At 31.2% G+C, this 26,474-nt stretch carries 18 protein-coding genes and 1 tRNA gene; 13 read left to right on the top strand and 6 right to left on the bottom strand.

Going from position 1 to position 26,474, the window contains the following annotated elements:
• Positions 1-15: 15 nt before the first annotated feature.
• From ACSHW5_RS04040 to ACSHW5_RS04065, 6 genes are all read left to right on the top strand, one after another.
• Positions 16-1,008, top strand: a complete 993-nt coding sequence (locus ACSHW5_RS04040; RefSeq protein ID WP_435674824.1) for a DNA-directed RNA polymerase subunit alpha — start codon at positions 16-18, stop codon at positions 1,006-1,008.
• A gap of 58 nt (positions 1,009-1,066) precedes the next feature.
• Positions 1,067-1,540, top strand: coding sequence for a 50S ribosomal protein L17 (gene rplQ, locus ACSHW5_RS04045; RefSeq protein ID WP_435674825.1), 474 nt, complete (start codon positions 1,067-1,069; stop codon positions 1,538-1,540).
• 105 nt (positions 1,541-1,645) lie between these two features.
• Positions 1,646-2,764 (top strand): glutamine-hydrolyzing carbamoyl-phosphate synthase small subunit, encoded by a 1,119-nt coding sequence (carA, locus tag ACSHW5_RS04050; RefSeq protein WP_435674826.1) that lies wholly within the window; start codon positions 1,646-1,648, stop codon positions 2,762-2,764.
• A gap of 275 nt (positions 2,765-3,039) precedes the next feature.
• Positions 3,040-4,326, top strand: coding sequence for a phosphopyruvate hydratase (gene eno, locus ACSHW5_RS04055; RefSeq protein ID WP_435674827.1), 1,287 nt, complete (start codon positions 3,040-3,042; stop codon positions 4,324-4,326).
• A gap of 181 nt (positions 4,327-4,507) precedes the next feature.
• Entirely contained in the window at positions 4,508-5,794 is a 1,287-nt protein-coding gene (locus ACSHW5_RS04060) for a citrate synthase (RefSeq protein WP_435674828.1), read from the top strand.
• Between the two features lie 68 nt (positions 5,795-5,862).
• Positions 5,863-6,777 carry a dimethylarginine dimethylaminohydrolase family protein gene (locus ACSHW5_RS04065; protein WP_435674829.1) on the top strand — a complete coding sequence of 305 codons (915 nt, stop codon included), beginning with the start codon at positions 5,863-5,865 and terminating at the stop codon, positions 6,775-6,777.
• A gap of 59 nt (positions 6,778-6,836) precedes the next feature.
• Here ACSHW5_RS04065 and ACSHW5_RS04070 read toward each other — a convergent pair whose 3' ends face one another.
• The 6 genes from ACSHW5_RS04070 to dnaE form a co-directional block, all read right to left on the bottom strand.
• A complete protein-coding gene (locus ACSHW5_RS04070; protein WP_435674830.1) occupies positions 6,837-8,672 on the bottom strand; it encodes an RICIN domain-containing protein in 1,836 nt (611 codons plus the stop codon).
• Positions 8,673-9,091: 419 nt separating this feature from the next.
• A complete protein-coding gene (locus ACSHW5_RS04075) occupies positions 9,092-10,120 on the bottom strand; it encodes a TlpA family protein disulfide reductase (RefSeq protein ID WP_435674831.1) in 1,029 nt (342 codons plus the stop codon).
• 2 nt (positions 10,121-10,122) lie between these two features.
• Entirely contained in the window at positions 10,123-11,190 is a 1,068-nt protein-coding gene (locus ACSHW5_RS04080) for a peroxiredoxin family protein (protein WP_435674832.1), read from the bottom strand.
• A gap of 137 nt (positions 11,191-11,327) precedes the next feature.
• Complete coding sequence (locus tag ACSHW5_RS04085) at positions 11,328-11,981, bottom strand: HAD family hydrolase (RefSeq protein WP_435674833.1); 654 nt, start codon at positions 11,979-11,981, stop codon at positions 11,328-11,330.
• Positions 11,981-13,294 carry a D-arabinono-1,4-lactone oxidase gene (locus ACSHW5_RS04090; RefSeq protein WP_435674834.1) on the bottom strand — a complete coding sequence of 438 codons (1,314 nt, stop codon included), beginning with the start codon at positions 13,292-13,294 and terminating at the stop codon, positions 11,981-11,983. Before ACSHW5_RS04090 ends, ACSHW5_RS04085 begins: the two co-directional genes overlap by 1 nt.
• A gap of 82 nt (positions 13,295-13,376) precedes the next feature.
• On the bottom strand, positions 13,377-17,714 hold the full coding sequence (gene dnaE, locus ACSHW5_RS04095; RefSeq protein WP_435674835.1) for a DNA polymerase III subunit alpha: 4,338 nt from the start codon (positions 17,712-17,714) through the stop codon (positions 13,377-13,379).
• A 491-nt stretch (positions 17,715-18,205) separates the two neighbouring features.
• Here dnaE and ACSHW5_RS04100 point away from each other — a divergent pair, with 491 nt between their 5' ends.
• From ACSHW5_RS04100 to ACSHW5_RS04130, 7 genes are all read left to right on the top strand, one after another.
• Entirely contained in the window at positions 18,206-18,739 is a 534-nt protein-coding gene (locus tag ACSHW5_RS04100; RefSeq protein WP_435674836.1) for a 30S ribosomal protein S16, read from the top strand.
• 19 nt (positions 18,740-18,758) lie between these two features.
• Positions 18,759-19,283, top strand: a complete 525-nt coding sequence (gene rimM, locus ACSHW5_RS04105) for a ribosome maturation factor RimM (RefSeq protein ID WP_435674837.1) — start codon at positions 18,759-18,761, stop codon at positions 19,281-19,283.
• A gap of 77 nt (positions 19,284-19,360) precedes the next feature.
• Positions 19,361-19,445: transfer RNA gene (locus tag ACSHW5_RS04110), tRNA-Ser, on the top strand.
• A 237-nt stretch (positions 19,446-19,682) separates the two neighbouring features.
• Positions 19,683-20,933, top strand: a complete 1,251-nt coding sequence (locus ACSHW5_RS04115; RefSeq protein WP_435674838.1) for a site-specific integrase — start codon at positions 19,683-19,685, stop codon at positions 20,931-20,933.
• Positions 20,934-21,025: 92 nt separating this feature from the next.
• Positions 21,026-21,442 carry an HYC_CC_PP family protein gene (locus ACSHW5_RS04120; protein ID WP_435674839.1) on the top strand — a complete coding sequence of 139 codons (417 nt, stop codon included), beginning with the start codon at positions 21,026-21,028 and terminating at the stop codon, positions 21,440-21,442.
• 110 nt (positions 21,443-21,552) lie between these two features.
• Positions 21,553-25,257 carry an efflux RND transporter permease subunit gene (locus tag ACSHW5_RS04125; protein WP_435674840.1) on the top strand — a complete coding sequence of 1,235 codons (3,705 nt, stop codon included), beginning with the start codon at positions 21,553-21,555 and terminating at the stop codon, positions 25,255-25,257.
• The gene (locus tag ACSHW5_RS04130) at positions 25,257-26,474 is read left to right on the top strand and encodes a TolC family protein (RefSeq protein ID WP_435674841.1); all 1,218 of its coding nucleotides are present in this window, start codon (positions 25,257-25,259) and stop codon (positions 26,472-26,474) included. The genes ACSHW5_RS04125 and ACSHW5_RS04130 overlap by 1 nt, the downstream gene beginning before the upstream one ends.

Raw genomic sequence — 26,474 nt, forward strand, 5'->3', positions numbered from 1 at the left:
ATTAAAACGAAGAAAATGGCAATTTTAAATTTTCAAAAGCCCGATAAAGTAATAATGATTGAATCTACTGATTTTATTGGTAGATTTGAATTCAGACCTCTAGAACCAGGATTTGGTTTAACCGTTGGTAATGCTTTAAGAAGAGTTCTTTTATCTTCATTAGAAGGATTTGCAATTACATCTCTAAGAGTAGATGGTGTAGAGCATGAATTTTCTACGGTGCCAGGAGTTGTAGAAGATGTTACAGAAATTATTTTAAACTTAAAACAAGTTCGTTTTAAGAAACAAATAGAAGATACAGATAGAGAAACAGTTTCTATCTCATTATCTGGTCAAGATCAATTTACTGCAGGAGATTTACAGAAATTTATTTCTGGTTTTCAAGTGTTAAATCCAGATTTAGTAATCTGTAATATGGATAAATCTGTGAAATTAAACGCAGAAATTACCATAGAAAAAGGTAGAGGATTTGTACCTGCGGAAGAAAATAAAAAAGCGTCTGCACCAATAGGAACAATTTTTACAGATTCTATTTACACACCAATTAAGAATGTAAAATATGCAATCGAAAATTTTCGTGTAGAGCAAAAAACGGATTATGAAAAATTAGTTTTTGATATTGAAACTGATGGTTCTATTAATCCTAAAGATGCATTAACAGAAGCTGCTAAAATATTAATTCACCACTTTATGTTATTCTCTGATGAGCGTATCACTTTAGAGGCGGATGAAATTGCACAGACAGAAACGTATGATGAAGAATCATTACATATGCGTCAGTTATTAAAAACTAGATTAATCGATATGGATTTATCTGTAAGAGCTTTAAATTGTTTAAAAGCAGCAGAAGTAGATACATTAGGAGATTTAGTTTCTTTTAACAAAAGTGATTTAATGAAGTTCCGTAATTTCGGTAAAAAATCATTAACAGAACTAGAAGAATTAGTTATTGTTAAAGGTTTAAATTTTGGAATGGATTTAGCAAAATACAAATTAGATAAAGATTAACCTTTCATATTTTGCTCCTCAAAATGGGTTGAGCAAGATGAAAGCATAAAACAAAGTCATGAGACACGGAAAGAAATTTAATCATTTAGGAAGAAAAACAGCGCACAGAAAGGCAATGTTAGCAAATATGGCATGTTCTTTAATAGAACATAAACGTATTAACACCACTGTAGCAAAAGCAAAAGCGTTAAGAGTATTTGTAGAACCTTTAATTACAAAATCTAAAGAAGATACTACTCATAACAGACGTATTGTTTTTTCTTACTTAAGAGATAAATTTGCAGTAACAGAATTATTTAAAGAAATTTCTGTTAAAATTGCAGACAGACCAGGAGGATACTTACGTATCATTAAATTAGGAAATCGTCAGGGAGATAATGCTCCTATGGCTATGATAGAATTGGTTGATTACAACGAAATCTATAATCCTAAAGAGAAAAAAGCAAAGAAATCTACACGTAGAGGAAGAAGCAAAAAAGCTGATGCTGCACAAGTAGAAGGAACTGTAACAGAAGAAAAATCTGAAGAATAAGAAATGAGAATTTTTTAAATTATATAAAAGGGATAAGCGTTTACGTTTATCCCTTTTTTTATATTTTTGCACCAACAAATAGAAAAGCACATTTAACTACAATCAATGAAATATCAAACGCGTAAGAAGGCTTTAGTTTTATTAGCAGACGGAACAATTTTTTATGGAAAATCTGTTGGAATAGAAGGAACGTCTACAGGAGAAATCTGTTTTAATACAGGTATGACAGGGTATCAAGAAATATTTACAGATCCATCTTATTTTGGACAATTAATGGTGGCTACAAATGCTCATATTGGTAATTATGGAGTAAATGAGAGTGAAGTAGAATCTGATGGAATTAAAATTTCTGGTTTAATTTGTAGAAATTTTAGCTTTACACATTCTAGAGCAGATTCAGATGGAAATTTAAAAGATTGGTTTTTAAAACATAATCTAGTAGCAATTTCTGATGTAGATACTAGAGCTTTAGTAGCTTATATTAGAGATAATGGTGCCATGAATGCAATTATTTCTACAGATATTGAAAATATTGACGCATTAAAAAAACAATTGGCAGAAGTACCAAGTATGGTTGGCTTAGAATTGGCTTCTAAAGTTTCTACTAAAGAACCTTATTTTGTAGGTGATGAAAATGCGGCTATTAAAATTTCTGCTTTAGATATCGGAATCAAAAAGAATATTTTAAGAAATTTAGCAAAAAGAGGCGCTTATATAAAAGTGTTCCCTTATAATGCTAGTTTTAATGAATTATCTGCGTTTAATCCTGATGGTTATTTTATTTCTAATGGACCTGGAGATCCTGAACCGTTGGTAGAAGCGCAAGAAGTGGCCAAAGAAATTATCAAAAGAAATTTGCCATTGTTTGGTATCTGTTTAGGGCATCAAGTTATTGCATTGGCTAATGGAATTTCTACGTATAAAATGCATAATGGTCATAGAGGTATCAATCATCCTGTAAAGAATTTATTAACGGGTAAAGGAGAAATAACTTCTCAAAATCATGGTTTTGCCATCAATAAAGAAGAAACAGAAGCGAATGAAAATGTAGAAATTACGCATATTCATTTGAATGATAATACTGTTGCAGGAATTCGTTTAAAAAATAGGAATGTATTTTCTGTACAATATCATCCAGAAGCGAGTCCTGGACCACATGATTCTGAGTATTTATTTGATCAATTTATAGAAAATATTAAAGAAGGTAAAAACGTTATGTCGTAGCTTTTAGGTTAATGGTAGTCACTTTAACGTACTTGAACCAATAATCAATATTTAATCAATATTAAATATTAATTTTACCACGTGATGTAAAAATCACATTCTTTTTCATAGCAAATTTCCCATTCATTTTATGAGTGGGTTTTTTTATTTTATTCAAATTAATTTTAGCAAACGTTTTCGTAATTAGTTAACCACAAATTATTAAATATATAAGACATTTCGTAATTTAGCATCAGCAATTAAATAGATTTTAAATTAATTAAATAATAAATAAAATGAGCATTATAATTAGCGTTCACGCACGTCAGATTTTTGATTCAAGAGGAAATCCAACAGTTGAAGTAGATGTAACTACAGAAAATGGAATTTTAGGTAGAGCAGCAGTTCCTTCAGGAGCTTCTACAGGAGAACATGAAGCGGTAGAATTACGTGATGGTGGAAAAGACTATATGGGTAAAGGTGTTTTAAAAGCGGTATCTAATGTAAATAACATTATTGCAGCAGAATTATTAGGAACATCTGTGTTTGAGCAAAATGCAATTGATCAGTTAATGATTGATTTAGACGGTACGCCAAATAAATCAAAATTAGGAGCGAATGCTATTTTAGGAGTTTCTTTAGCTGCTGCTAAAGCTGCTGCTAATGAATTAGGTTTACCGTTATATAGATATGTAGGTGGTGTTTCTGCAAATACTTTACCATTACCAATGATGAATATCATTAACGGTGGTTCTCACTCAGACGCTCCAATTGCATTTCAAGAATTTATGATTATGCCAGTAAAGGCAGAAACTTTTACTCAAGCTTTAAAAATGGGATCTGAAATTTTCCATAACTTAAAGAAAGTTTTACATGACAGAGGTTTGTCTACAGCTGTAGGTGATGAAGGAGGTTTTGCACCAACTTTAGATGGTACAGAAGATGCTATTGAAACAATTGCTTTAGCAGTTAAAAATGCTGGATATGTTTTTGGTGAAGAAGTTAAAATTGCATTAGACTGTGCTTCTGCTGAGTTTTATGTTGATGGTAAATACGATTACACTAAATTTGAAGGTGATAAAGGTGTTATCCGTACAAGTAAAGAACAAGCAGATTATTTAGCAGAATTGGCTACTAAATATCCAATTATATCTATTGAAGATGGAATGGATGAAAATGACTGGGATGGAACAAAATATCTTACAGAATTAATTGGAGACAGAGTTCAATTAGTAGGTGATGATTTATTTGTTACTAATGTAGAGCGTTTAGCTAGAGGAATTGAAAATGGTATTGCAAATTCAATTTTAATTAAAGTAAACCAAATTGGTAGTTTAACAGAAACTATTGCAGCCGTTAATATGGCTAAAAATGCTGGTTATACATCAGTAATGTCTCATAGATCTGGTGAAACTGAAGATAATACAATTGCAGATTTAGCGGTAGCTTTAAACTGTGGTCAAATTAAAACAGGTTCAGCTTCTCGTTCAGATAGAATGTCAAAATATAATCAATTATTGCGTATCGAAGAGGAATTAGGAGCAACTGCTTATTTTCCAGGAGAGAACGCTTTTAACTTATAAATTAGATATTTTTTAAATACCAAACCTCACAATTTTATTGTGAGGTTTTTTTTTATTATAAATTCATCATATCAGTTAATTTTATACTATAATGTTAAATTTTTATAAGAAGTCATTTCAATATTATTTAATAATTGGTATATTCGTGGTATATTCAAATACATCAAAAAAACCTTTATAAATGTCAGAAATAGCTAAAATTCAAATTGGTGAAAATTCTTATGAATTTCCACTCATAAAAGGAACAGAAAACGAAGTTGCAATAGATATTAAAACTCTACGAGGTGCAACCAATGGAGTGATTACTATTGATCCTGGTTTTAAAAATACAGGCTCTTGTGAAAGTGCTATTACATTTTTAGATGGAGAAAAAGGAATTTTAAGATATAGAGGATATTCTATTGAAGAATTAGCAGAAAAAGCTGACTTTTTAGAAGTAGCGTATGCCTTAATTTTTGGTGATTTACCAACAAGTGAAGAATTAACTAAATTTCATAATGATATAAAGAAGCAATCTTTAGTTGATGATGATGTTAGAAAGATTATAGATGCTTTTCCGAAAGCTGCGCATCCAATGGGGATTTTATCTTCATTAACAAGTGCCTTAACTGCTTTTAACCCTTCTTCTGTAAATGTTGATTCTAAAGAAGAAATGTATCATGCAATTGTTAAAATAATGGGTAAATTTCCTGTGTTAGTGGCTTGGACATTGCGTAAGAAAAAAGGCTTGCATTTAAATTATGGTAAAAACTCATTAGGGTATGTAGAGAACCTAATGTATATGATGTTTAAACAACCCAATGAAGATTTTGAAGTAAATCCTATTATAAAAGATGCGTTAGATAAACTTTTAATCTTACATGCAGATCATGAGCAAAACTGTTCTACTTCTACAGTACGTGTTGTAGGTTCTTCTCATGCAGGTTTATTTGCATCTTTATCGGCAGGAATTTCTGCACTTTGGGGACCATTACATGGTGGTGCAAACCAGGCTGTTTTAGAAATGCTAGAAGCAATAAGACAAGATGGTGGAGATACTAAAAAATACATGGCAAAAGCCAAAGATAAAAATGATCCTTTCCGTTTGATGGGATTTGGGCATAGAGTTTATAAAAACTTCGATCCTAGAGCTACTATAATTAAGAAAGCTGCAGATGAAGTTTTAAATGATTTAGGTGTAAGCGATCCAATCTTAGATATTGCAAGAGCATTAGAACAAGAAGCTTTAAGTGATCCTTACTTTGTAGATAGAAAATTATACCCGAATGTAGATTTTTATTCAGGAATTATATATAGAGCAATGGATATACCGGTAGATATGTTTACCGTAATGTTTGCATTAGGGCGTTTACCAGGTTGGATTGCACAATGGAAAGAAATGCGTTTGAAAAAAGAGCCAATTGGTAGACCAAGACAAATTTATACAGGAGAAAATTTAAGACCTTTTGTTCCCGTGGATAAAAGATAAAATTTATTATTACATTTACAGACCAAAAAGCTTCATAATTATATGAAGCTTTTTTTATCCGTTTATATATGTTAAAACTAAATATTAAGAACGAAACTTCTCAATTACGCGCCGTTATTTTAGGAACTGCCAATAGCAATGGTGCAATACCTAAAGTAGAAGAATGTTATGACCCTAAAAGCATACAACATGTTTTAGCAGGAACCTATCCTGCAGAAGAAGATATGATTAAAGAAATGGAGGCTGTAGCAGCTGTTTTTAAAAAGTATAATGTTGATGTTTACAGACCTGATGTAATAGAAAACTACAATCAGATTTTTTCTAGAGATATAGCTTTTGTGATAGATGATAAATTTATAGAAGCAAATATTTTACCCGATAGAAAGAAAGAATATGAAGCAATAGACAATGTTATCTCTCAAATTTCTAAGGAAAATATTATTGTGTTACCAGAAGAATGTCATGTAGAAGGGGGAGATGTAATGCCATGGAATAACTATTTATTTGTTGGTACTTATTCCGGTAATGATTATGCAAATTATATTACAGCTAGAACAAATCCAGCAGCGGTTCATGCTTTAAGAGAATTGTTTCCAAAGAAAATTGTAAAAGCATTTGAGTTAAGAAAAAGTAATACAGACCCAAAAGAAAATGCACTACACTTAGATTGTTGTTTTCAACCAATAGGAAAAGACAAAGCAATACTTCATAAAAATGGTTTTTTGATAGAAAGTGAATATGAGTGGTTGCTTAATTACTTCGGAAAAGAAAATGTTTTTGAAATTACAAAAGAAGAAATGTATAATATGAACAGCAATGTTTTTTCTATTTCTGAAGAAGTAATTATTTCTGAAAAAAGCTTTACGCGTTTAAATACATGGTTACGCAGCAATGGCTTTATTGTTGAAGAAGTACCGTATTCTGAAATAGCTAAACAAGAAGGCTTGTTACGTTGCTCTACTTTACCATTAATTAGAGATTAACCTCAATTTTATTACGAGATTAATCTCTAATTTTATAAATGTAAGAATATGAATTACTATTAATCGCAGTTATTATTATATTTCTGATTTAAAGTGGTACCATAAGATTTAAAGCATTTATTTGGCGGACTGTTATAGGTTTTGCTAAAAGTAGTGCGCCACATTTCCCATAAAAGTCCTGTTTTTCCTTCACCTTTTATTTTAATATTGGTGGCTTTTCCGGGTATTGTAAAACGCTTTTTATTCCCCAAGGCAATATTGCCTGTAGAAAAAGATTTTGTAGATCCGTTTAGGGTATAGGACAAAGAATACTTTGCCACATAACCCGCTTGGTTAAAAAAAGTTACCCAGCCATCTTGTTTTGGTATTGCTACACTTTCTTTGCTGTTAAATACAGTGTACTCAGTTTTGTTAGTTCTTGTAGCACCACCAGATGCACTAGATACTTTTTCAACACTCATTTTATTACCTTTAAAATTAACTAATAAATATTTACTTTGAGAAGCAGAACCACAATAGAAAACAGGAGTTGTGCCATAAGTGCTAGGGCGTCTTGGTGGCGTCCGTTTGCCCAACGAAGAATGATAATGCCCAACAAAAACTGCAGCCACTTTGTAGGTGGAAAGAAGTCCTTTGAATTCATTGGATAAACTATTTAGTTTTGTGTTATCATAATAATCTCCCCAATGTTCATCTGAATCATGGAAATTTAACACAATTATTTTACCACTGTTTCGTGCTTTTGCAAGGTCTGTAGCTAGCCAATTTAAAGAAGAAGTAATTTTAACGGTTCTACGTTTAGCAGCACCAATACTAACATAATTACTCCAAGAACGTGTATATATAGGATAATTTTGTAATTGAACAAAATGAATATTTCCAATGTCCCACGAATAAGAAAGGCTTCCTGTGGTTGTGGTTTCTACATTTGGGAATTGGTAAGCACTAGAAACTTTATAATCAGAATTAGTAGCACCATTGCTCTTAATGTGTTCTACCATATAATTTACCATTCTGTTGGCTGAATTATTTTCATAAGTATTATCAACATTATTACCATAATCATGATTTCCCAATCCAAGATACATGGGGGCTTTAAGTTTTGCATATATTTTTTTAAAAGGTTCAAATTCTTTAGAATGACCATAAGCAGTTAAATCTCCGTTTATGATAACACCTTTTACATTTTTAAGAGATGAAATTAATGAATTCATACTTTTTACATGGTTTTCATTTAAAGTAGTGGCTTCTTTCTCTTTTTCTGCTTCTGTTTCAGTTGTTCCTGCATCGGTTTTAGCAGTCCAAGCCCATTGAGGATCTGAAGCAAAAACCATACTTATACCAGGGTCTTCCACTACTTTATGTAATTTGGTAAATTTCCAATATTGCCCAGTATAGGAACCTGTTTTGGCTAAAATAGGCGTGTTTTTTTTACTGTCATTAATAATATCTAAAGATTTAGTAGCACCTTGCCATTTATTTGTTAAGCGATAATAACCACCACCTACGGATGTTATTTTCCAGAATTGGCCGGTATAATTTCCAGTATTTACTAGGATAGGTTTGTTGTTTTTTCCGTCATTAACAATGTCTAAAGATTTATATTCTCCTTGCCATTGGTTTGATAAACGATAATAACCGCCACCAACAGGAGTTATTTTCCAATATTGACCAGTATAGGCACCTGTTTTTGCCAAAATAGGTTTGTTTTTTTTACTGTCATTAAGAATATCTAAAGACTTAGAATCTCCCTGCCAACGGGTGGTTAACCTATAATAATAGTCATTATCTAGATTTTGACTATTTATGGGATTTGTTTGTAGAAAGATTAGAAAAGTTAAAATAATTAGAGAATAGTTTGTTTTTAGGTAATTGAGTAGAACAGCTGTTTTCATAGTAGTAGTTTTAGATTTCAACGTTATTAATATGTATATTTAGTTAGTTCAAGTGGTTTCTAATTTGAAGCTGAAAGTAGGGGGTAAGAAGTCGTTCTTTTTATTCAGCAATTAAAGATACATAATTTGTGTTTTAAATCAAATTTTCACAAAACATAAACAACTGAAATTAAGTTGTTTAGATTTTTTTTGTTCTTTTTCTAAAAAATATGCAAGGATACTTTACTTTTTAAGAATAATTTCGAAGATTGTTTTTATACAATTTTGGTTTAAAATCATCAGATGAAATACAAGTTTTTATAATTATTTACCAAAGTAAATTTCATTAGTTAATTCTATTGCAAAAAAAAAACACACCAAAATATTGGTGTTTTTTTTTTGATTAGAAAGTATAATCAGTAATTTTTATAAGAAATCTTTTAAATTCCTAGAGAAGTAAATAATTCTTTTAACCTTGGGTCCGAAGGTCTTGGCGCATTTGCGTCAACAATATTTCCATTTGGGTCTATAAGAATAAATCTAGGAATACCATTTATTTGGTAATCTCTTTGAAAAGAAATGTCTTGTCCAGACCAAAGTTGTACTCCGGTCATTTGTTTTGCTTTTACAAAATCTCTCCATTTTTTTTCTGCAGCCTCCCAACTACCACCGCTTCTTCTACTTTCATCAGTAGAAATACTAACAAATTCAATATTTTTAGCATGGTATTGTTTTTCTAATTCTTGTAGATAAGGAATTTGTTGAATGCAAGGACCACACCAAGTTGCCCAAACATCAATATATAGATACTTTCCTTTAAAAGAATCTAAAGATTTTGTACCTCCTTTTACATCAACATAATTTTCAAATTTAGGAGATGCTTTTCCTTTTTTTACAGAAAGGTTAGCTTCATAACTTTTCTTAAAATAAGCAATTACTTTTTCATTTTGTGTTTTTGCAGTTTGTTCCAAAGAGCTGTCTAAGTTTTTATAAGAAGTAAGAATACTGTCGAAACTGTTTTCTAAATAGCCTATTTTTTTATTAAATTCTTCTTCTTCTAAAGCTAAAATTAAAGCAGGATTTCCTATTTCTTCACTTAATGCTATTTGCGATAAAAGATATTTACTATTTTCAGAACCTTCACCTTTAAATGAAACTTGGGTTTTAAAATCAGTTAAATCGCCATTTAGTACTAAATTGAAACCATTATTTAAGTAAATTGGCGCTATTTTTTCTTTGCTTGTTTGAAACGTATAAACAGCAGCATTGTTAATTTTTAGGGTATCTTTAAAAGTACCGTCTTTATTAATTTTAATTGTTTTTAGAACCTTACCTCTGCTAGAAATTGTAATTATAGAATCTGTGTTATTTTCTAGTTTACCAGATAAAGTAGTGTAATTAGCTGGGTGCTCATTTTTGCATGATAAAAGAGCAATTATGGTTACTAAAAAGAGACTTATTTTTTTCATTATTATAAATTTAGTATAGAGAATAAATTATTTAATTCAAAGGTGTTAGGTGCTGGCGCATTTGCAGAAATAATATTTCCTTTAGGATCTATTAATATATATCTGGGTAAAAATAATACTTTATAATTTTTTAGAAACTCTTTATCATCTCCAATAAAAAGATGAAGGCCTTGTAACTGATACTTTTCTACAGCCGTTTTCCATTTTTGTTTCGCAAAAGAAAGTGTACCAGCACTTGCCACATTATCTGCGCACAAAGTTAGAAATTGAATATTTTTATCTGCGTTTTTTTTCTTGAAATTATTGATTTCGGTTGCTTTATCTGTATATTTTTTTATCCAAGTTCCCCAAATATCTATAAAAACATAACTACCTTTAAAATCTGTTAAATTGTATAATTTACCGTCTAAACTTTCATAATTAGTAAATCTCGGAGATACTGTACCTCGTACTAATTTTTGTAAAGCATCTTGTTGTGCGTTAAGCTTGTCTTTAGATGTGTTGTATAAATTTTTTACTAGTTGTAACGCTTTAACGTTTTGTTTTTTGGTGAGTTCTAATAGGTCTTTGTCTATGTTATTATGCACTAAATTTATACTATCTAATCCTGCTTTATATTCATTCATCTTTAGATTAAATTTTTCTTCGGATAAGGAAAAAAGCCCATTTTCACCTACATTTCCGGCCTGTGCGCCGTACCTGTTTTGTGCTAATAAATAGTTGTTTTCTTCTGCGCCAATTCCTGTATAAATAGCGGTATTATGTAAATTATTTGCATCTGCTTGTAATGTTAATCGATAGCCGTTTTTAATGTAAATAGTAAGTTGATTGTTGTTAATTTTATAAGCATTTGTTGTGATTACTTTTATTTTTAAAGTATCAAGAAAACTACCGTCTTTATTAATGGCAATCCTTTTATTAATATGCTTTCCATAAAGCTTAAAATGGTCTTGTGTGCTATTGGTAATTACCCCAGAAAAAATAGCATAATCTTTAGAAATTACTTCCTTTTTTTTATTGCAAGAAATGAAAAAAATTAAGAGAACTAGTAAATAGTAAAAATGCTTCACTTTTATGTTTTTTAAAGGAAGTGCAAATATAGCACATATAAAGAAATAAAAATAGTTAAAGTGGTGGCATAAACAGGATCTAATAAGCACATTTGATCATCAACAAACTGCGTAATAGTACTTTTCATTATAAAATACTACTTAGCTGTTAAATGTTGATAGGCTTCTAGCAAGGTAGGAAATAGTAAAAAACTTCCGGCTTTTTTTAGTTCTTCTTCAGAATATTGAGTTGTAATTCCAATAGGAATCATTCCTGCAGATTTTGCAGCTTTGGTTCCGGTTAAGCTGTCTTCAAAAATCCAGATATCTTTAAAATCATCCTCTATAAAACCTAAGGTTTCTGCCAATAAAATATAAGCTTCTGGTGCAGGTTTTGGTTTTATATAATCTTCTACGCCAAATACCGTAGGAAAATTTAGGTTTAAATGATAAATACTATTCTTTAAAAACTGTTTTGTTGCGTTACTTGCAATGCCGTAAGGGATGTTTTCTTTGGATAAAAGACTTGTAAATTCTCTTACGCCAGGTAATAATTTAGGAACTTTAAAACGCGTTTTTATATGTTCATCTTTTAAAAAAAATAATTCTTTAGTTTGTGCTTCCTTGCCAATAACACCACAAAAGTATTCGGCTATTATCATTGGAGATTTTCCTGCATAACTTTTAGGAAAAGGAGCTATTTTTTCATTAAATAATTCTCTAAATGCAGATGTCCAAGCAGAATAATGGCTGTCAAAACTATCTACTACAACGCCGTCAAAATCAAATAAAAATCCTTTGGGTAATGCCATTAATTGTGCTTTTTTTCGTTGATTAGTTCTGTTAAATATGGATTTAGAAATTTGTTGGTTGGATCTAATTCTCGTCTTAGTAATTTAAAATCTTCCCATTTGTCATAAATTTTTGAGAGTTCAGTATTTTTGGCAGTAAAGCGTTTTCCCCAGTGAGGTTTCCCTCCATGTTTTAGAAAAATTTTCTCAATACTTTTAAAGGCTTCGTACGTATTTGCAGTGGCTGCATTTCTAGAAACGCATCCCATAGTTACCGTATCTTTTCCGTAGGCATAGCTTAGCCAAGATGTGTCTTTGTACACAAAACGTACATCCATAGGAATATGAATAAAAGATTTATTAGACCACTTGTTAATTTCTGTTTTTAATTCTTCAAAAACAGTGGGAAATATGTCTAAACCAATAGTCCATTCTGCTAATTCTAAAGTAGAACCTCTAGATTTAGTTACGGTAGCTTGGTATAAAGAACCTTTGTGTTCTTTTGTTGAACTAAAAAAACCACGGTATAAAAGTTTGTTTGCTATTGCGGTAATCCAAGGAAAAATATGTGTGTATTTATATAATATTTTAGAAGTTTTTCTGCGATGTTTTAGATATTTAGGTCCTAAATCTTCTGTAATTTTTGTGTTTGGATCAATTTTATCACCTGTAATGATGTATCCTTTATTGGTATGAGGAAGCCATAAAATTCGTAGAAAATCATGTTTTTTTAATCGTTCTTCAATTTTTGGAAGCCATTCTTTATCTTTTTCCGGGCCTTCTTTTACATGTAAGGTGTAAATAGGTTGGCATTGAAACGTGATTTCAGAAAATACTCCTAAAACACCTAAAGAAACTCTTACAGCATTTATAAGTGTATCTTTTTCAGAAATTTCTTTCACAGAACCATCGGCTAAAACAAGGGTGCATTTGGTCATGTATTCGCATAAAAGTTGTCCACTTGTACCATGAGTTCCGGTAGCCAAAGCGCCACCAATGGTAACCGTATTAATGTCTGGTAAACATGGTATACACCAACCTTTAGCTTCAATTGCTTCTAACAAATCTCCTAAAATTACACCGGCTTGCACCGTAATTGTGCGTTCAGAATCATTAAAAGATATAATTTTATTGTAGGTAGTAATATCAATTAAAGTGGCAGCACCAGAAGCAATATCAGCAGAAGACTGTTTGCTTCCGAATACACGAATTTGGTCTGAATTTTTTACAACTTCTTGTAATTCTTTTTCAGAAGTGATTTTATAAAGAGACTTGTAATTGTGTGTAAGATTTTCGTTCCAACTTACCCAAAGTCCATTTTTATCTTGTTTCATTTACTTTTTTAAATCATCAGCAAAAGTAAGCAATCCTCTTTTTTTAGCGTGTATGTTTTTTAGTTTCTTCTTTAAACTAGTCTTAATTCAACTTAAAATTTATATGCTGACTTTCTAAAACGGCCAATAATTCATTCGTAATATTAATTTTTGTGTTTCTACTTGGCAGGTTTACTTCAATTTTTTCTTTGGCATCCCAAATGGTAAAATGTAAAGATTGTTTTCCTGGATTGTTTTTAAGAATACTTTCTAAATTTAGAATATTTTTTTCATTTACTTCTTCCAAAGGAATTTTTATGGTTACTTTTTTACAGAGTTCATCCATAATATCATGTAACAATTTAAAATCTGTAAATTTTAAACGAGGTTCACCGGTAACACCTTCTTTGTTGGTCCAACCTGGTTGTATGGTAGCACGTACATACAAGAAAGAATTTAAAGATAAAAAGTGTTTCATTCTTAAATAATCTTCACCAAAAATTCTAAATTCGTTACTATCTCCATAATCTTCCATGGTAAACATAGCCCAACCTTTACCTGCCTTAGAAACTCTGTGTTGTACATCTGTTACAATACCAGCAAAGGTTAAATTCATACCTACATATTTAGAGATGTCTCCTTTAAAATGTTTTAATGCAGCATTGCAAAAAATCATTTCGTTTTTAAAATCATCAAGCGGATGTGCAGAAATATAAATACCAATTACTTCTTTTTCTTGCGATAAAAGTTCCATGGTTCCCCAAGTTTCACATTGCGGAATATCTGGTTCTGGAAACTGTACTGAAGAAGCTTCACCAAACATAGAAACTTGCGCAGAATTTTCGTTTTCCTGATATTTACTTCCAAATTTCATGGCACGTTCTAAAAAGGTTAATCCTTTTTCATCTGTTGCAAAATACTGAGCTCTATGTGTGTCTGTAAAAGAATCAAAAGCTCCGGCTTTAATTAAACTATCAAAAGATTTTTTATTAGCAGCACGTAAATCTACACGTTTTGCCAAATCAAAAATTGAAGAATAATTTCCGTTTTCTTTACGTTCTTTTATAATAGCTCTTACAGCTCCGGCTCCAACACCTTTTACTGCAGCCATTCCAAAACGCACAGCACCTTCTTTATTTACAGAAAACTTTAAAAAAGATTCATTTAAATCTGGACCAAAAACTGGTAAGCCCATTCGTTTACATTCTTCCATAAAGAAAGAAACAGATTTAATATCATTCATATTATTAGAAAGAACAGATGCCATATATTCTGCCGGATAATGCGCTTTTAAATAGGCTGTTTGATAAGCTATCCACGCATAACAAGTAGAGTGAGATTTGTTAAAGGCATAACTAGCAAAGGCTTCCCAATCTTTCCAAATTTTTTCTAATTTTTCTGGATCATGACCTTTTGCTGCAGCTTGTTCTACAAATTTTGGTTTCATTTTATCGAGTACCGCAATTTGTTTTTTACCCATTGCTTTACGTAAAACATCGGCTTCACCTTTTGTAAAATCGGCTAATTTTTGCGATAAAAGCATTACTTGCTCTTGGTATACTGTAATTCCGTATGTTTCTGCCAAATATTCTTCCATGGCAGGTAAATCATACTCAATATCTTCGGTTCCGTGTTTTCTGTTGATAAAAGACGGAATATATTCCATTGGCCCAGGTCTGTACAAGGCATTCATGGCAATTAAATCTGCAAAAACCGTTGGTTTTAAAGAGCGCATGTGTTTTTGCATTCCGGGAGATTCATATTGAAAAACACCCACGGTTTCTCCTCTTTGGAATAACTCATAGGTTTTTTCATCCTCTAAAGAAAAATTTTCTGGGTCTAATGTGATGCCATGTCTTGCTTTTACAATTTTAACGGTGTCTTTAATTAAAGTCAGTGTTTTTAATCCCAAGAAATCCATTTTTAATAAACCTGCCGTTTCTACCACAGAGTTATCAAATTGGGTAACATACATGTCGGAATCCTTTGCTAAGGAAACGGGTACATAATTGGTAATATCACCAGGTGTAATAATGACACCACAGGCGTGTATACCAGTATTTCTTACAGAACCTTCTAAAATGGTGGCTTTGTTTATTGTTTCGGAAACCAAATCATTTCCGTAAGACATTTGTTTTAGTTCTTCTACTAATTGTTTTTCTTCGGCACGCAAAGCAGCAACTTTTCCGATACTTTTTGCGTCCGTACCAAATATATTTTTTAGTTTGATACCGGGAATTAATTTTGCAATTCTATCGGCTTCAAAAAGCGGTAAATCTAAAACTCTGGCGGTATCTCTAATAGAAGATTTTGCCGCCATGGTTCCGTAGGTAATAATTTGTGCTACTTGATTTGCACCATATTTATCAATTACATAATCCATGACACGTCCACGACCTTCATCATCAAAATCAATATCAATATCTGGCATAGAAATACGTTCTGGATTTAAGAAACGCTCAAAAAGTAAATCGTATTTAATTGGGTCTATATTTGTAATCCAAAGACAATAGGCAACTACAGAACCTGCGGCAGAACCACGTCCAGGACCCACAGCAACATCCATTTTTCTTGCTGCTCTAATAAAATCTTCTACAATTAAGAAATACCCAGGGTATCCTGTTTTTTCAATTACAGAAAGCTCAAAATCTAAACGTTCTTTAATAGATTCTGTAATTTCTCCATAACGTTTTTTGGCACCTTCAAAAGTTAAGTGTTTTAGAAAATTATTCTCTCCACGTTTACCGTTATCTTTTTCATCTTCCGGATCTTTAAATTCATCACCAATATTAAACGCGGGCAAAAGCACATCTCTTGCAAGGGTAAAAATTTCAATTTTATCTACAATTTCTTGTATGTTGCTAATGGCTTCTGGTAGGTCTGCAAAGAGCATTTTCATTTCTTCGGTAGACTTGAAATAATACTCGTCATTTGGCAAACCATATCTATAACCACGACCTTTACCAATAGGAGTTGCTTGCTTTTCGCCATCTTTTACACATAATAAAATATCATGAGCATTGGCATCTTTCTTTTCTAAATAAAAGGTGTTATTTGTGGCAATAATTTTAACATTGTGCTTTTTAGAAAATTTTAATAAAGTTTCATTTACAATTTTTTCGTCTTGTTGGTTGTGACGCATCAACTCAATATATAAATCGTCTTTAAATTGTTCTTTCCACCAAATTAAAGCATCTTCGGCTTGTTTTTCTCCAAGATTTAAAATTTTACTAGGAACTTCTCCATATAAGTTTCCTGTTAAAACAATAATATCTTCTTTGTATTTTTCTACAAGCGCTCTATCAATTCTTGGTACATAATAAAAACCATCTACAAAGGCAGTAGAAGACATTTTAGCTAAATTATGATACCCGTTTTTATTTTTTGCCAATAACACAACTTGATAACCGTTGTCTTTTTGCGATTTATTTTTATGATCTTCACAGATGTTAAACTCACAACCAATAATTGGTTTCATAGGAGTTTCTGCGTCTTTATTATGATTTAATACGGCATTTACAAAATGGAAAGCTCCCATCATATTTGCAGTATCTGTCATGGCAACTGCGGGCATATTATCTTTTGCTGCAGCTTTTACAATGTTACCAAGTTGCATGGTACTTTGTAAAACAGAATATTGTGTATGATTGTGTAAATGCGAAAATTGTACATCTTTTAATTCGGCTAAACCTTCTGAGGTAGATTTGGTTTCTGCAGTACCTTTTAATTTTTCTAAACGCTTGCGAATTTTTTCGCTTTCTTGTTTTAGATTGATGTGTTTTAAACCAATTACTTGAATTGGTTTTGGATTTGCTTCAGAGAAATTTTTAAAATAATCTGCATCAACATCTAATTGTTCTTTGGTAAATTCTCTTAAACGAATCAACTCTAAAAAACAACGTGTAGTTGCTTCAACATCGGCGGTTGCATTGTGTGCTTCACCAAAACCAACACCAAATAAATGATGGTGTAATTCTGTTAAGGTTGGTAATTTAAATTTACCACCACGACCACCAGGAATCTGACACATTGTAGCCGTTTTTTCTGTACAGGTATCTAAAACAGGTAGGGAAAGCATTTTGTTTTCTACGCCTAATCTATGGAATTCACAGCCCATAATATTAAGGTCGAATTGTAAATTCTGACCAACAATAAAGGTTGTTTTATCTAAAACTTCATTAAATTTCCTTAAACATTCGTCTAAAGAAATTCCTTGTTCTGCGGCTAATTCTGTAGATATTCCGTGAATTCTTTCTGCATCATACGGAATGTTAAAATTGTCTGGTTGAATTAGAAAATTATTGTGTTCTAATACATTACCCATCTCATCATGCAATTGCCATGCAATTTGTATACACCTTGGCCAGTTGTCTGTGTCTGTAATTGGAGCATTCCAACTTTTAGGTAAACCGGTGGTTTCAGTATCAAATATTAAGTACATAAATGGCTTTTTTTGTAATGAGGATGTTCGTTTTAAACGGACTGTAAATTTACATTTTTTTGTTGGAATTTATGAGGATAAGTTATTAACGGTTTTAGGTTTATTGTTTAAAATTCAAGGTTCAAAGGTTCAAAGTTCAAAGTTTCAAAGGTTCAAGTTCAAAGTTTCAAAGTTTCAAGGTTCAAAGTTTTAATGTTTTATGGTTTGTTTAGGTAGAATTTTTAATTTTGCATACTTAATACTTAATACTTAATACTTAATACTTAATACTTAATACTGCATTTGCGTTAGGGATAGAGCGGTTTGTTTGAGCTCTCCCACATTTTTTGTGGGAAGCGAGTAGCGAAAGCCCGACCCTTGTGGTAACGCCCAAAAAAATATTAAAAATTAGAGTTTTAGTTAAAAAGGTTTTTGTACTTTTGCGCCCACTTATCACGAGATGGTAGGATTATTAATAATCAAGGTCGAGAACCTTAAAAAATTAACAAATTATGTCTGTAAAGATTAGATTACAAAGACACGGTAAAAAAGGGAAACCATTCTATTGGATAGTTGCCGCTGATGCACGTGCAAAAAGAGATGGTAAATACTTAGAAAAAATAGGTACTTATGATCCTAACTCAAACCCAGCAATTATTGATTTAGATGTTGATGTTGCCGTAACTTGGTTACAAAACGGTGCGCAACCAACTGATACTGCAAAAGCAATTTTATCTTATAAAGGAGCTATGTTGAAAAATCATTTAGTTGGTGGAGTAAGAAAAGGGGCTTTAACTCAAGAACAAGCAGATGCAAAATTTGCAGCTTGGATAGAAGAAAAAGCAACTAAAGTTTCTGATAAAGAAGCAGGTTTGTCTAAAGCACAATCTGAAGCAAAAGCAGCAGCATTTGCAGCAGAAAAAGCAGTAAACGAAGCAAGAATTGAAGCAGCTAAACCAGTTGTTGAAGAGGTTGCAGAAGTAGTTGAAGAAGTTGAAGCGGCTCCTGAAACTATTGATGAAGCACAAGAAAAAGCATCAGAATAAATTATAAATTTATACGAAAATGCGTAAAGAAGATTGTTTTTATTTAGGCAAAATCGTTACAAAATATAGTTTTAAGGGTGAAGTTGTTATCAAATTAGATACTGACGAACCTGAGTTGTACACAGAAATGGAATCAGTTTATGTCGAGTTTGGCACAAACCTGGTTCCATTTTTTATTGAAAAAAGTTCGCTTCACAAAGGAAATCAATTACGTGTTCAGTTTGAAGATGTTTATTCTGAAGAAGAAGCAGATGCTATTTTAAAATGTGGCATTTATTTACCTTCTACTATGTTGCCAAAATTAACTGGAGATAAATTTTATTTTCATGAAGTAATTGGTTTTACCGTTGTTGATGCAAATTTTGGTGAAGTGGGAACTATTGTACATATAAACGATAAAGCTGCACAGCCACTTTTTGAAATTGATAGGGATGGAAAAGAAATTTTTATTCCTATGGTTGATGAGTTCATTAAAAAAGTAGATAGAGAGAATAATACAATACATGTAGATACTCCGGAAGGGTTGATAGCATTGTATTTGTAAGATAATAAGGTTGCTAAATTACGCTATAAAATGTGTGAGTGGTAATGTTATACATTACTGAAAGTTGTTCAGTATTTAGAGAGGTGGCCGAGTGGTCGAAGGCGCACGCCTGGAAAGTGTGTATACGGCAACGTATCGAGGGTTCGAATCCCTTCCTCTCTGCTAAAAGAGTACTAATTAGAGTCAAAACCCTACAAACGCTATGTTTGTAGGGTTTTTTCTATTTAAAGCATACCAATCAAAATCATCAAAAATTGTTGTGTAAGATGCTAATTAGGGGTCTATTTTTTAAATTTATAACTGACACCGAATCAAACTAAATATACTGATATTTAATTAGTTATGAGTTTTTTTAATTTAATTTTCGTATATTTATGCTATAATAGTTAACTGACACCTATGCAACATTTATTCTCATTCATTTTCTACATCAAACGTAGTAAAGCAGACAAAAATGGAAAAGCAAATATTTATTTAAGGATTACTGTAAATGGTAAAAGAGCCGAATTAAGTATTTCAAGAAAGGTTGATGTTCAAAAGTGGAGTTCCTCTGCTGGCAAAATGAAAGGTTCTTCTGGAGAGGCTCAACAACTTAATAAATATATTGATAGTATTGCTAATCGAATTTATAAAATACACCAAAGATTAGTAGAAGAAAATAAATTAATTACTGCTATTAATATTAGAAATATTTACCAGGGTAAAAATGAGGTTCGAAAAATGACTTTAGAAATTTTTGAAAATCATAATATTCAAATGGAAAAGTTAGTTGGTAAAGATTATGCTTTAGGTACTTCAGAAAGATATAAAACAGCAAAAAAACATTTAAAAAATTATATCAATCACGAATATAAAATTGAAGATATACCAGTAACCGAGATTGACAATAAATTTATTACAGGATTTGAATATTATTTGAAAACAGAAAAAAAATGTGCACACAATACAACAATAAAATACATTACTAATTTTAAGAAAATTGTTAGAATTGCTTACGCTAATGATTGGATAGTTAAAGACCCGTTTTTTAATTGGAAAGGCATTTTAAAGACAGTAGAAAGAGAATTTTTGGATGAAGAAGAAATTCAAAGATTAATTGAAAAAGAATTCTCTATACATCGTTTAAATTTAGTGAAAGATATTTTTGTGTTTAGCTGCTTTACTGGTTTAGCTTATGCAGATGTAAAAGCTTTGAATAAAGATAATATTGTGATTGGTATTGATGGTGGTCGTTGGATAAAAACAACCAGAAAAAAGACTAAAACCAAAAGTAATATACCATTATTGCCTTCTGCAGAAATAATTTTAAAAAAATATGAAGGGGATTCTGATGTTTTAAATTCAAATAAGTTATTACCAATTTTAAGTAATCAAAAAATGAATGCTTACTTAAAAGAAATTGCTGATATATGCGAAATAAATAAAAACTTAACTTTCCATTTAGCACGTCATACTTTTGCAACCACTATAACACTTACTAATGGTGTTCCAATAGAATCTGTTAGTAAAATGCTTGGGCATAAATCTTTGAAAACAACACAGCATTATGCTAAAATAATTGATAGAAAAGTTAGTGAGGATATGGAAGTTCTAAAAGATAAATTTAGAAAACGTAATGAAGGTTTTTCTACTAAAAGAGCAACTAATTAATTTATATATAATCCTATTCACTAAATTAATAAAAAATTTTTCAACATTAATTTTAATCTTTTTTATTACTATTTCGTACCTTTGTTTTTAGAATGTCAAAGTTATCACATAAAATATTAGCTGTTTTAATGTCGTTTGTAGTGTTATTTTCTACAACTTCGTTTGCTATCACAAAACATTTTTGTGGTGATACCCTTGTGGATACAGCTATTTTTGAAAAAGCCACTTCTTGTGGTATGGAAGTTCAAAACACATCTTCTTTGTCTGATTGCTCAAGTTTAAACATAGACTGCTGCAGTGATCAACAAATTGTAAAAAATGCTCAAGATGAACTACAATCTTCAGTAGATAAAATTTCTTTTGAGCAAAAGGTATTTATTGCTTCATTCATTTATTCTTATATAAACCTATTTGAAGGTTTAGATAAAAAGGTGTCTTCTTTTGAAGAATACGCACCACCCATCGTCACAAATCAGATCTACAAGATTGACGAGAGTTATTTAATTTGATTTTTAAACAATAGACCGTTTTGTCCTATAACTGCATAGTTATAAGGATAATTTGCTGTATTCGGTGTTTTTTTCGAACACCATAGTCTAATTGTTTAATTATCAAAAAAATGATAAATAAAAGTATAAAATTTTTAATAGAAAATAAACTAGTAGCAGTTCTATTACTTTTCCTATTTATAGGATGGGGAACTGTAAATGCGCCTTTTAATTGGGACACAGGATTTTTACCAAGTGATCCTGTTGCTGTTGATGCAATTCCTGATATTGGCGAAAATCAACAAATAGTATTCACCAAATGGGATGGTCGTTCTCCTCAAGATATTGAAGACCAAATTACCTATCCCTTAACAACTTCTTTACTAGGAATTCCTGGAGTAAAAACCATTCGTAGTTCTTCTATGTTTGGCTTCTCTAGTATCTACATCATTTTTGAAGAAGATATTGAGTTTTATTGGAGTAGAAGTCGAATTCTAGAAAAACTAAATTCATTACCAAGTGGGTTATTACCTGAAGGTGTTAATCCTGCTTTAGGGCCTGATGCAACTGGTTTAGGTCAAATATTTTGGTACACTTTAGAAGGTCGAGATGAAAAAGGAAATGTTACTGGTGGTTGGGATTTACAAGAATTACGTAGTATTCAAGATTACTATGTAAAGTATGCTTTATCCTCTGCAAGCGGGGTTTCTGAAGTAGCTTCTATTGGTGGATATGTAAAGGAATATCAAGTTGATGTCAATCCAGAATTAATGAGACAGTATAATATCACTTTAAGTCAAGTGGTAAAAGCTGTAAAACAAAGTAATAAGGATATAGGTGCTCAAACTTTAGAAATCAATCAAGCTGAATATTTAGTGCGTGGTTTAGGGTATGTAAAATCGATTTCAGATATAGAAGATGCAGTAGTAACTTCAGAAAAATTTACTTCTATAAAAATTAAAGATATTGGTAAAGTGTCTTTAGGCCCTGCAACTCGTAGAGGTTTATTAGATAAAGAAGGTGCAGAAGTTGTAGGTGCTGTTGTAGTAGCGAGATATGGTGCAAATCCTATGGAAGTTATTAATAACGTTAAAGAAAAAATTAACGAATTAAGTTCAGGTTTACCTTCTAAAGTTTTAGCAGATGGTAGAACATCACAAGTAACTATTGTTCCATTTTATGATAGAACAGAACTAATCCAAGAAACCTTAGGAACGCTAAACGAAGCTTTAACATTAGAAATTATGATAACAATCCTAGTTATTATGATTATGGTTTTTAATTTAAGAGCTTCTATTTTAATATCTGGCCTGCTTCCTGTTGCTGTGTTAATGGTATTTATTGCGATGAAAATATTTAATGTAGATGCAAATATTGTAGCACTTTCTGGTATTGCAATTGCTATTGGAACGATGGTTGATGTTGGCGTCATACTTTCAGAAAACATTATTCGTCACCTAGATGAAGATGATGGAAAACTACCAATAAATACAGTGGTTTATAATGCAACCGCAGAAGTTTCTGGTGCAATTATTACAGCAGTAATGACAACGATTATCAGTTTCATACCTGTATTTACAATGATTGGTGCAGAAGGAAAACTTTTCCGACCATTAGCATTTACAAAAACATTTGCTTTAACAGCTTCTATAATTGTTGCCTTATTTTTAATTCCACCTTTCGCAGCGTTTTTATTCAGAAAGAAAACCGTAAAAAAGAGTTTTAGTTATGTAGTAAATAGCATCTTAATAATTGTCGGTTTTATAGCTATGTTATATGGCTATTGGTTAGGAATTATCTTAATAGGTTTTGGAATTACTGGAGTCTTAAAACTTCAAGAAAAAATAAATAAAAAGAAAGCAAACCTTGTTAATATTATTATTTCTGTTTCAGCAATTGTAATTCTATTAGCAGAATATTGGAGACCATTAGGAGTTGATAAAAGTATCTTTTGGAACCTGATTTTTGTAAGTATTATTTGTTTTGGTTTATTAGGTGTTTTCTCATTATTCATAAAGTTTTATACTCGTATTTTAAAGTGGTGTTTAGATCATAAATTATTATTCTTATCTGTTCCTACTGCTATTGTAATTGCAGGTGTTTTCATTATGAAAAATACTGGTAAAGAATTTATGCCATCCTTAAATGAAGGTTCGTTTTTATTAATGCCAACTTCAATGCCTCATTCTGGTGTTGAAGAGAACAAAAGAGTATTGCAACAATTAGATATGGCTGTTGCAACTCTTCCAGAAATAAAAACAGTTGTTGGTAAATCAGGTAGAACAGAATCTGCTTTAGACCCTGCTCCATTATCAATGTATGAAAATGTTATTCAATACAAGTCAGAATACGCATTGAATGAAAATGGAAAGAGACAGAGATATAAAGTAAATGATGAAGGTTTGTTTGCTTTAAAAAATGGTCAATTCGTAGCAAACCCTAACAATTCTGAGAATACTACTTTCAGTAGTATTAAAAATTCTCAATTAATTGAAGATAATGATGGTGAATTTTATAGAAACTGGCGTCCAAAAATTGAATCACCTGATGATATTTGGAAAGAAATTGTTAGAGTAACAAAACTTCCTGGTGTTACTTCTGCTCCAAAATTACAACCTATTGAAACACGTTTGGTAATGTTACAAACTGGTATGCGTGCACCAATGGGAATAAAAGTAAAAGGGCAAGATTTAAAACAAATTGAAAATTTTGGTATTCAATTGGAAGATATTTTAAAGCAAGCAGAAGGTGTGAAACAAGAAGCTGTTTTTGCAGATCGTATTGTTGGTAAACCCTATTTATTAATTGATATAGATAGAGAGAAAATTGCACGTTATGGAATTACTATCGAAGAAGTCCAAAATGTTCTTAAAATAACTGTTGGTGGTATGGTCTTAACCCAAACTGTTGAAGGTAGAGAACGATATGGTATCCGTGTTCGATACCCAAGAGAATTACGTGGTAATCCAGAAGATTTAAAGCAAATTTACATACCCGTTGCAAAAGGAAGTTCTGTCCCATTAAGTGAATTAGCAAACATTAGATATGAACAAGGTCCACAAGTAATTAAAAGTGAAGATACTTTTTTAGTTGGTTATGTATTATTTGACAAGTTAGATGGTTTTGCTGAAGTAAACGTAGTAGAAAATGCCCAAGCTCTCATTCAAGAAAAGATAGATAATGGTGAGCTAATTGTACCAAAAGGAATTAACTACAAATTCACAGGAACGTATGAAAATCAATTAAGAGCAGAAGAAACACTGTCTGTTGTTGTGCCGCTAGCATTGGCAATTATATTTCTAATTTTATACTTTCAATTTCGTTCAGTAGGAACATCTTTAATGGTCTTTACAGGTATTGCAGTTGCATTTTCAGGTGGATTTATAATGATCTGGTTATATGGTCAAGATTGGTTTTTAAACATCAACTTATTCGGAGAAAATCTTCGAGAATTATTCCAAATGCATCCTATTAATCTAAGTGTAGCGGTATGGGTCGGTTTTATAGCGTTGTTTGGTATTGCAACTGATGATGGTGTTGTAATGGCAACATACCTAACTCAAATTTTTGAAAGAGACACACCTAAAAACAAAAAGGAAATTAGAGCATCTATTGTAGAAGCCGGAGAAAAAAGAATCAGACCTTGTTTGATGACTACAGCGACAACAATCTTAGCATTATTACCTGTTTTAACCTCAACAGGTCGTGGTAGTGATATTATGATTCCTATGGCTATCCCTAGTTTTGGAGGAATGTTAATTGCACTAATCACCTTATTTATTGTTCCAGTACTATACAGCTGGAAAGCTGAAATTCAACTTAAAAAAACAGCATAATGAAACATATAAAAATTTTAATTTGTTTATTGTTTGTTTCCGCTTTTGCGAAAGCACAACAGTTAGAGAACCTTATTGAAGTTGCATTAACAAATAATCCAGAGATTCAAAAATTCGAATTAAGGTATAAAATTGCTTCTGAAAAAATAAATGAAGTGAATACAATTCCGAATACTGAATTTGGTGTAGGTTATTTTGTGAGTGAACCAGAAACAAGAACAGGAGCTCAACGCTTTAAGGTATCTGCAAAACAAATGATCCCTTGGTTTAATACGATTGCTGCTCGTGAGAATTATGTGGGTTCATTAGCCAAAGCAAAGTATGAAGATATTGTAATTTCAAAACGTAAATTAATGACATCTGTATCACAATCGTATTACAATTTGTTTGCAAATAAAGCAAAACAAAAAGTATTGATTGAAAATATTGAATTGTTAAAAACCTATGAAACTTTAGCCTTAACATCTGTTGAAGTTGGGAATGCTTCTTTAGTAGATGTTTTAAGATTACAAATGCGTCAAAATGAATTGCAACAATTATTAGAAGTTTTGTTCCAACAATTTATTGCGGAACAGACTGTTTTTAATAAACTCTTAAATCGTGATAAATCTGTAAAAGTTACTGTTGTTAATGAGTTGTCAATTCCATCAGAATCTTTTGATGATAATTCAAAGGTTTTAAAATTACATCCTGAGTTATTAAAATTCGATAAGCTTTATTATTCAGTAGAACAGTCTGAATTATTAAACCAAAAAGAAAGCAGTCCTATGATTGGTTTTGGGTTAGATTATATAAATGTAGAAAAGCGTCCAAGTTTAGATTTTAGTGAAAATGGTAAAGATATCATAATGCCAATGCTATCCATATCAATTCCAATATTCAACAGCAAATACAAATCTAAAACCAAACAAAACCAATTACTACAACAAGAAATTTTAGCTCAGAAACAAGATCGTCTTAATAAACTTATAATGCGTTTAGACAAAGCTGTAAATGATAGAATTTCGGCTCGTATTAGTTATAAAACGCAAGCTAAAAACTTGATGCAAGCTAAAAATGCTCAGGACATTTTAATTAAAAATTACGAAACTGGTGCAATAGATTTCAATGATGTTTTAGACATTCAAGAATTACAATTAAAGTTTCAGTTAAATCAAGTAGAGTCAATTAGAAAGTATTACATACAATCAACAATTATTAATTATTTAAAACAATAA

Origin of the sequence: Polaribacter sp. (genome assembly GCF_051251875.1) — a bacterium.
Taxonomy (GTDB): Bacteria; Bacteroidota; Bacteroidia; order Flavobacteriales; family Flavobacteriaceae; genus Polaribacter.

Bases quoted from the DNA above. Each gene is read 5' to 3' on its own strand.
- ACSHW5_RS04120 (WP_435674839.1), top strand. From the start codon at position 21,026: ATGTCAAAGTTATCACATAAAATATTAGCTGTTTTAATGTCGTTTGTA.
- ACSHW5_RS04070 (WP_435674830.1), bottom strand. From the start codon at position 8,672: ATGAAAACAGCTGTTCTACTCAATTACCTAAAAACAAACTATTCTCTA.
- ACSHW5_RS04100 (WP_435674836.1), top strand. From the start codon at position 18,206: ATGTCTGTAAAGATTAGATTACAAAGACACGGTAAAAAAGGGAAACCA.
- ACSHW5_RS04090 (WP_435674834.1), bottom strand. From the start codon at position 13,294: ATGAAACAAGATAAAAATGGACTTTGGGTAAGTTGGAACGAAAATCTT.
- ACSHW5_RS04075 (WP_435674831.1), bottom strand. From the start codon at position 10,120: ATGAAAAAAATAAGTCTCTTTTTAGTAACCATAATTGCTCTTTTATCA.
- eno (WP_435674827.1), top strand. From the start codon at position 3,040: ATGAGCATTATAATTAGCGTTCACGCACGTCAGATTTTTGATTCAAGA.
- dnaE (WP_435674835.1), bottom strand. From the start codon at position 17,714: ATGTACTTAATATTTGATACTGAAACCACCGGTTTACCTAAAAGTTGG.
- rimM (WP_435674837.1), top strand. From the start codon at position 18,759: ATGCGTAAAGAAGATTGTTTTTATTTAGGCAAAATCGTTACAAAATAT.
- ACSHW5_RS04085 (WP_435674833.1), bottom strand. From the start codon at position 11,981: ATGGCATTACCCAAAGGATTTTTATTTGATTTTGACGGCGTTGTAGTA.
- ACSHW5_RS04065 (WP_435674829.1), top strand. From the start codon at position 5,863: ATGTTAAAACTAAATATTAAGAACGAAACTTCTCAATTACGCGCCGTT.
- ACSHW5_RS04060 (WP_435674828.1), top strand. From the start codon at position 4,508: ATGTCAGAAATAGCTAAAATTCAAATTGGTGAAAATTCTTATGAATTT.
- ACSHW5_RS04040 (WP_435674824.1), top strand. From the start codon at position 16: ATGGCAATTTTAAATTTTCAAAAGCCCGATAAAGTAATAATGATTGAA.
- rplQ (WP_435674825.1), top strand. From the start codon at position 1,067: ATGAGACACGGAAAGAAATTTAATCATTTAGGAAGAAAAACAGCGCAC.
- ACSHW5_RS04130 (WP_435674841.1), top strand. From the start codon at position 25,257: ATGAAACATATAAAAATTTTAATTTGTTTATTGTTTGTTTCCGCTTTT.
- carA (WP_435674826.1), top strand. From the start codon at position 1,646: ATGAAATATCAAACGCGTAAGAAGGCTTTAGTTTTATTAGCAGACGGA.
- ACSHW5_RS04125 (WP_435674840.1), top strand. From the start codon at position 21,553: ATGATAAATAAAAGTATAAAATTTTTAATAGAAAATAAACTAGTAGCA.
- ACSHW5_RS04115 (WP_435674838.1), top strand. From the start codon at position 19,683: ATGCAACATTTATTCTCATTCATTTTCTACATCAAACGTAGTAAAGCA.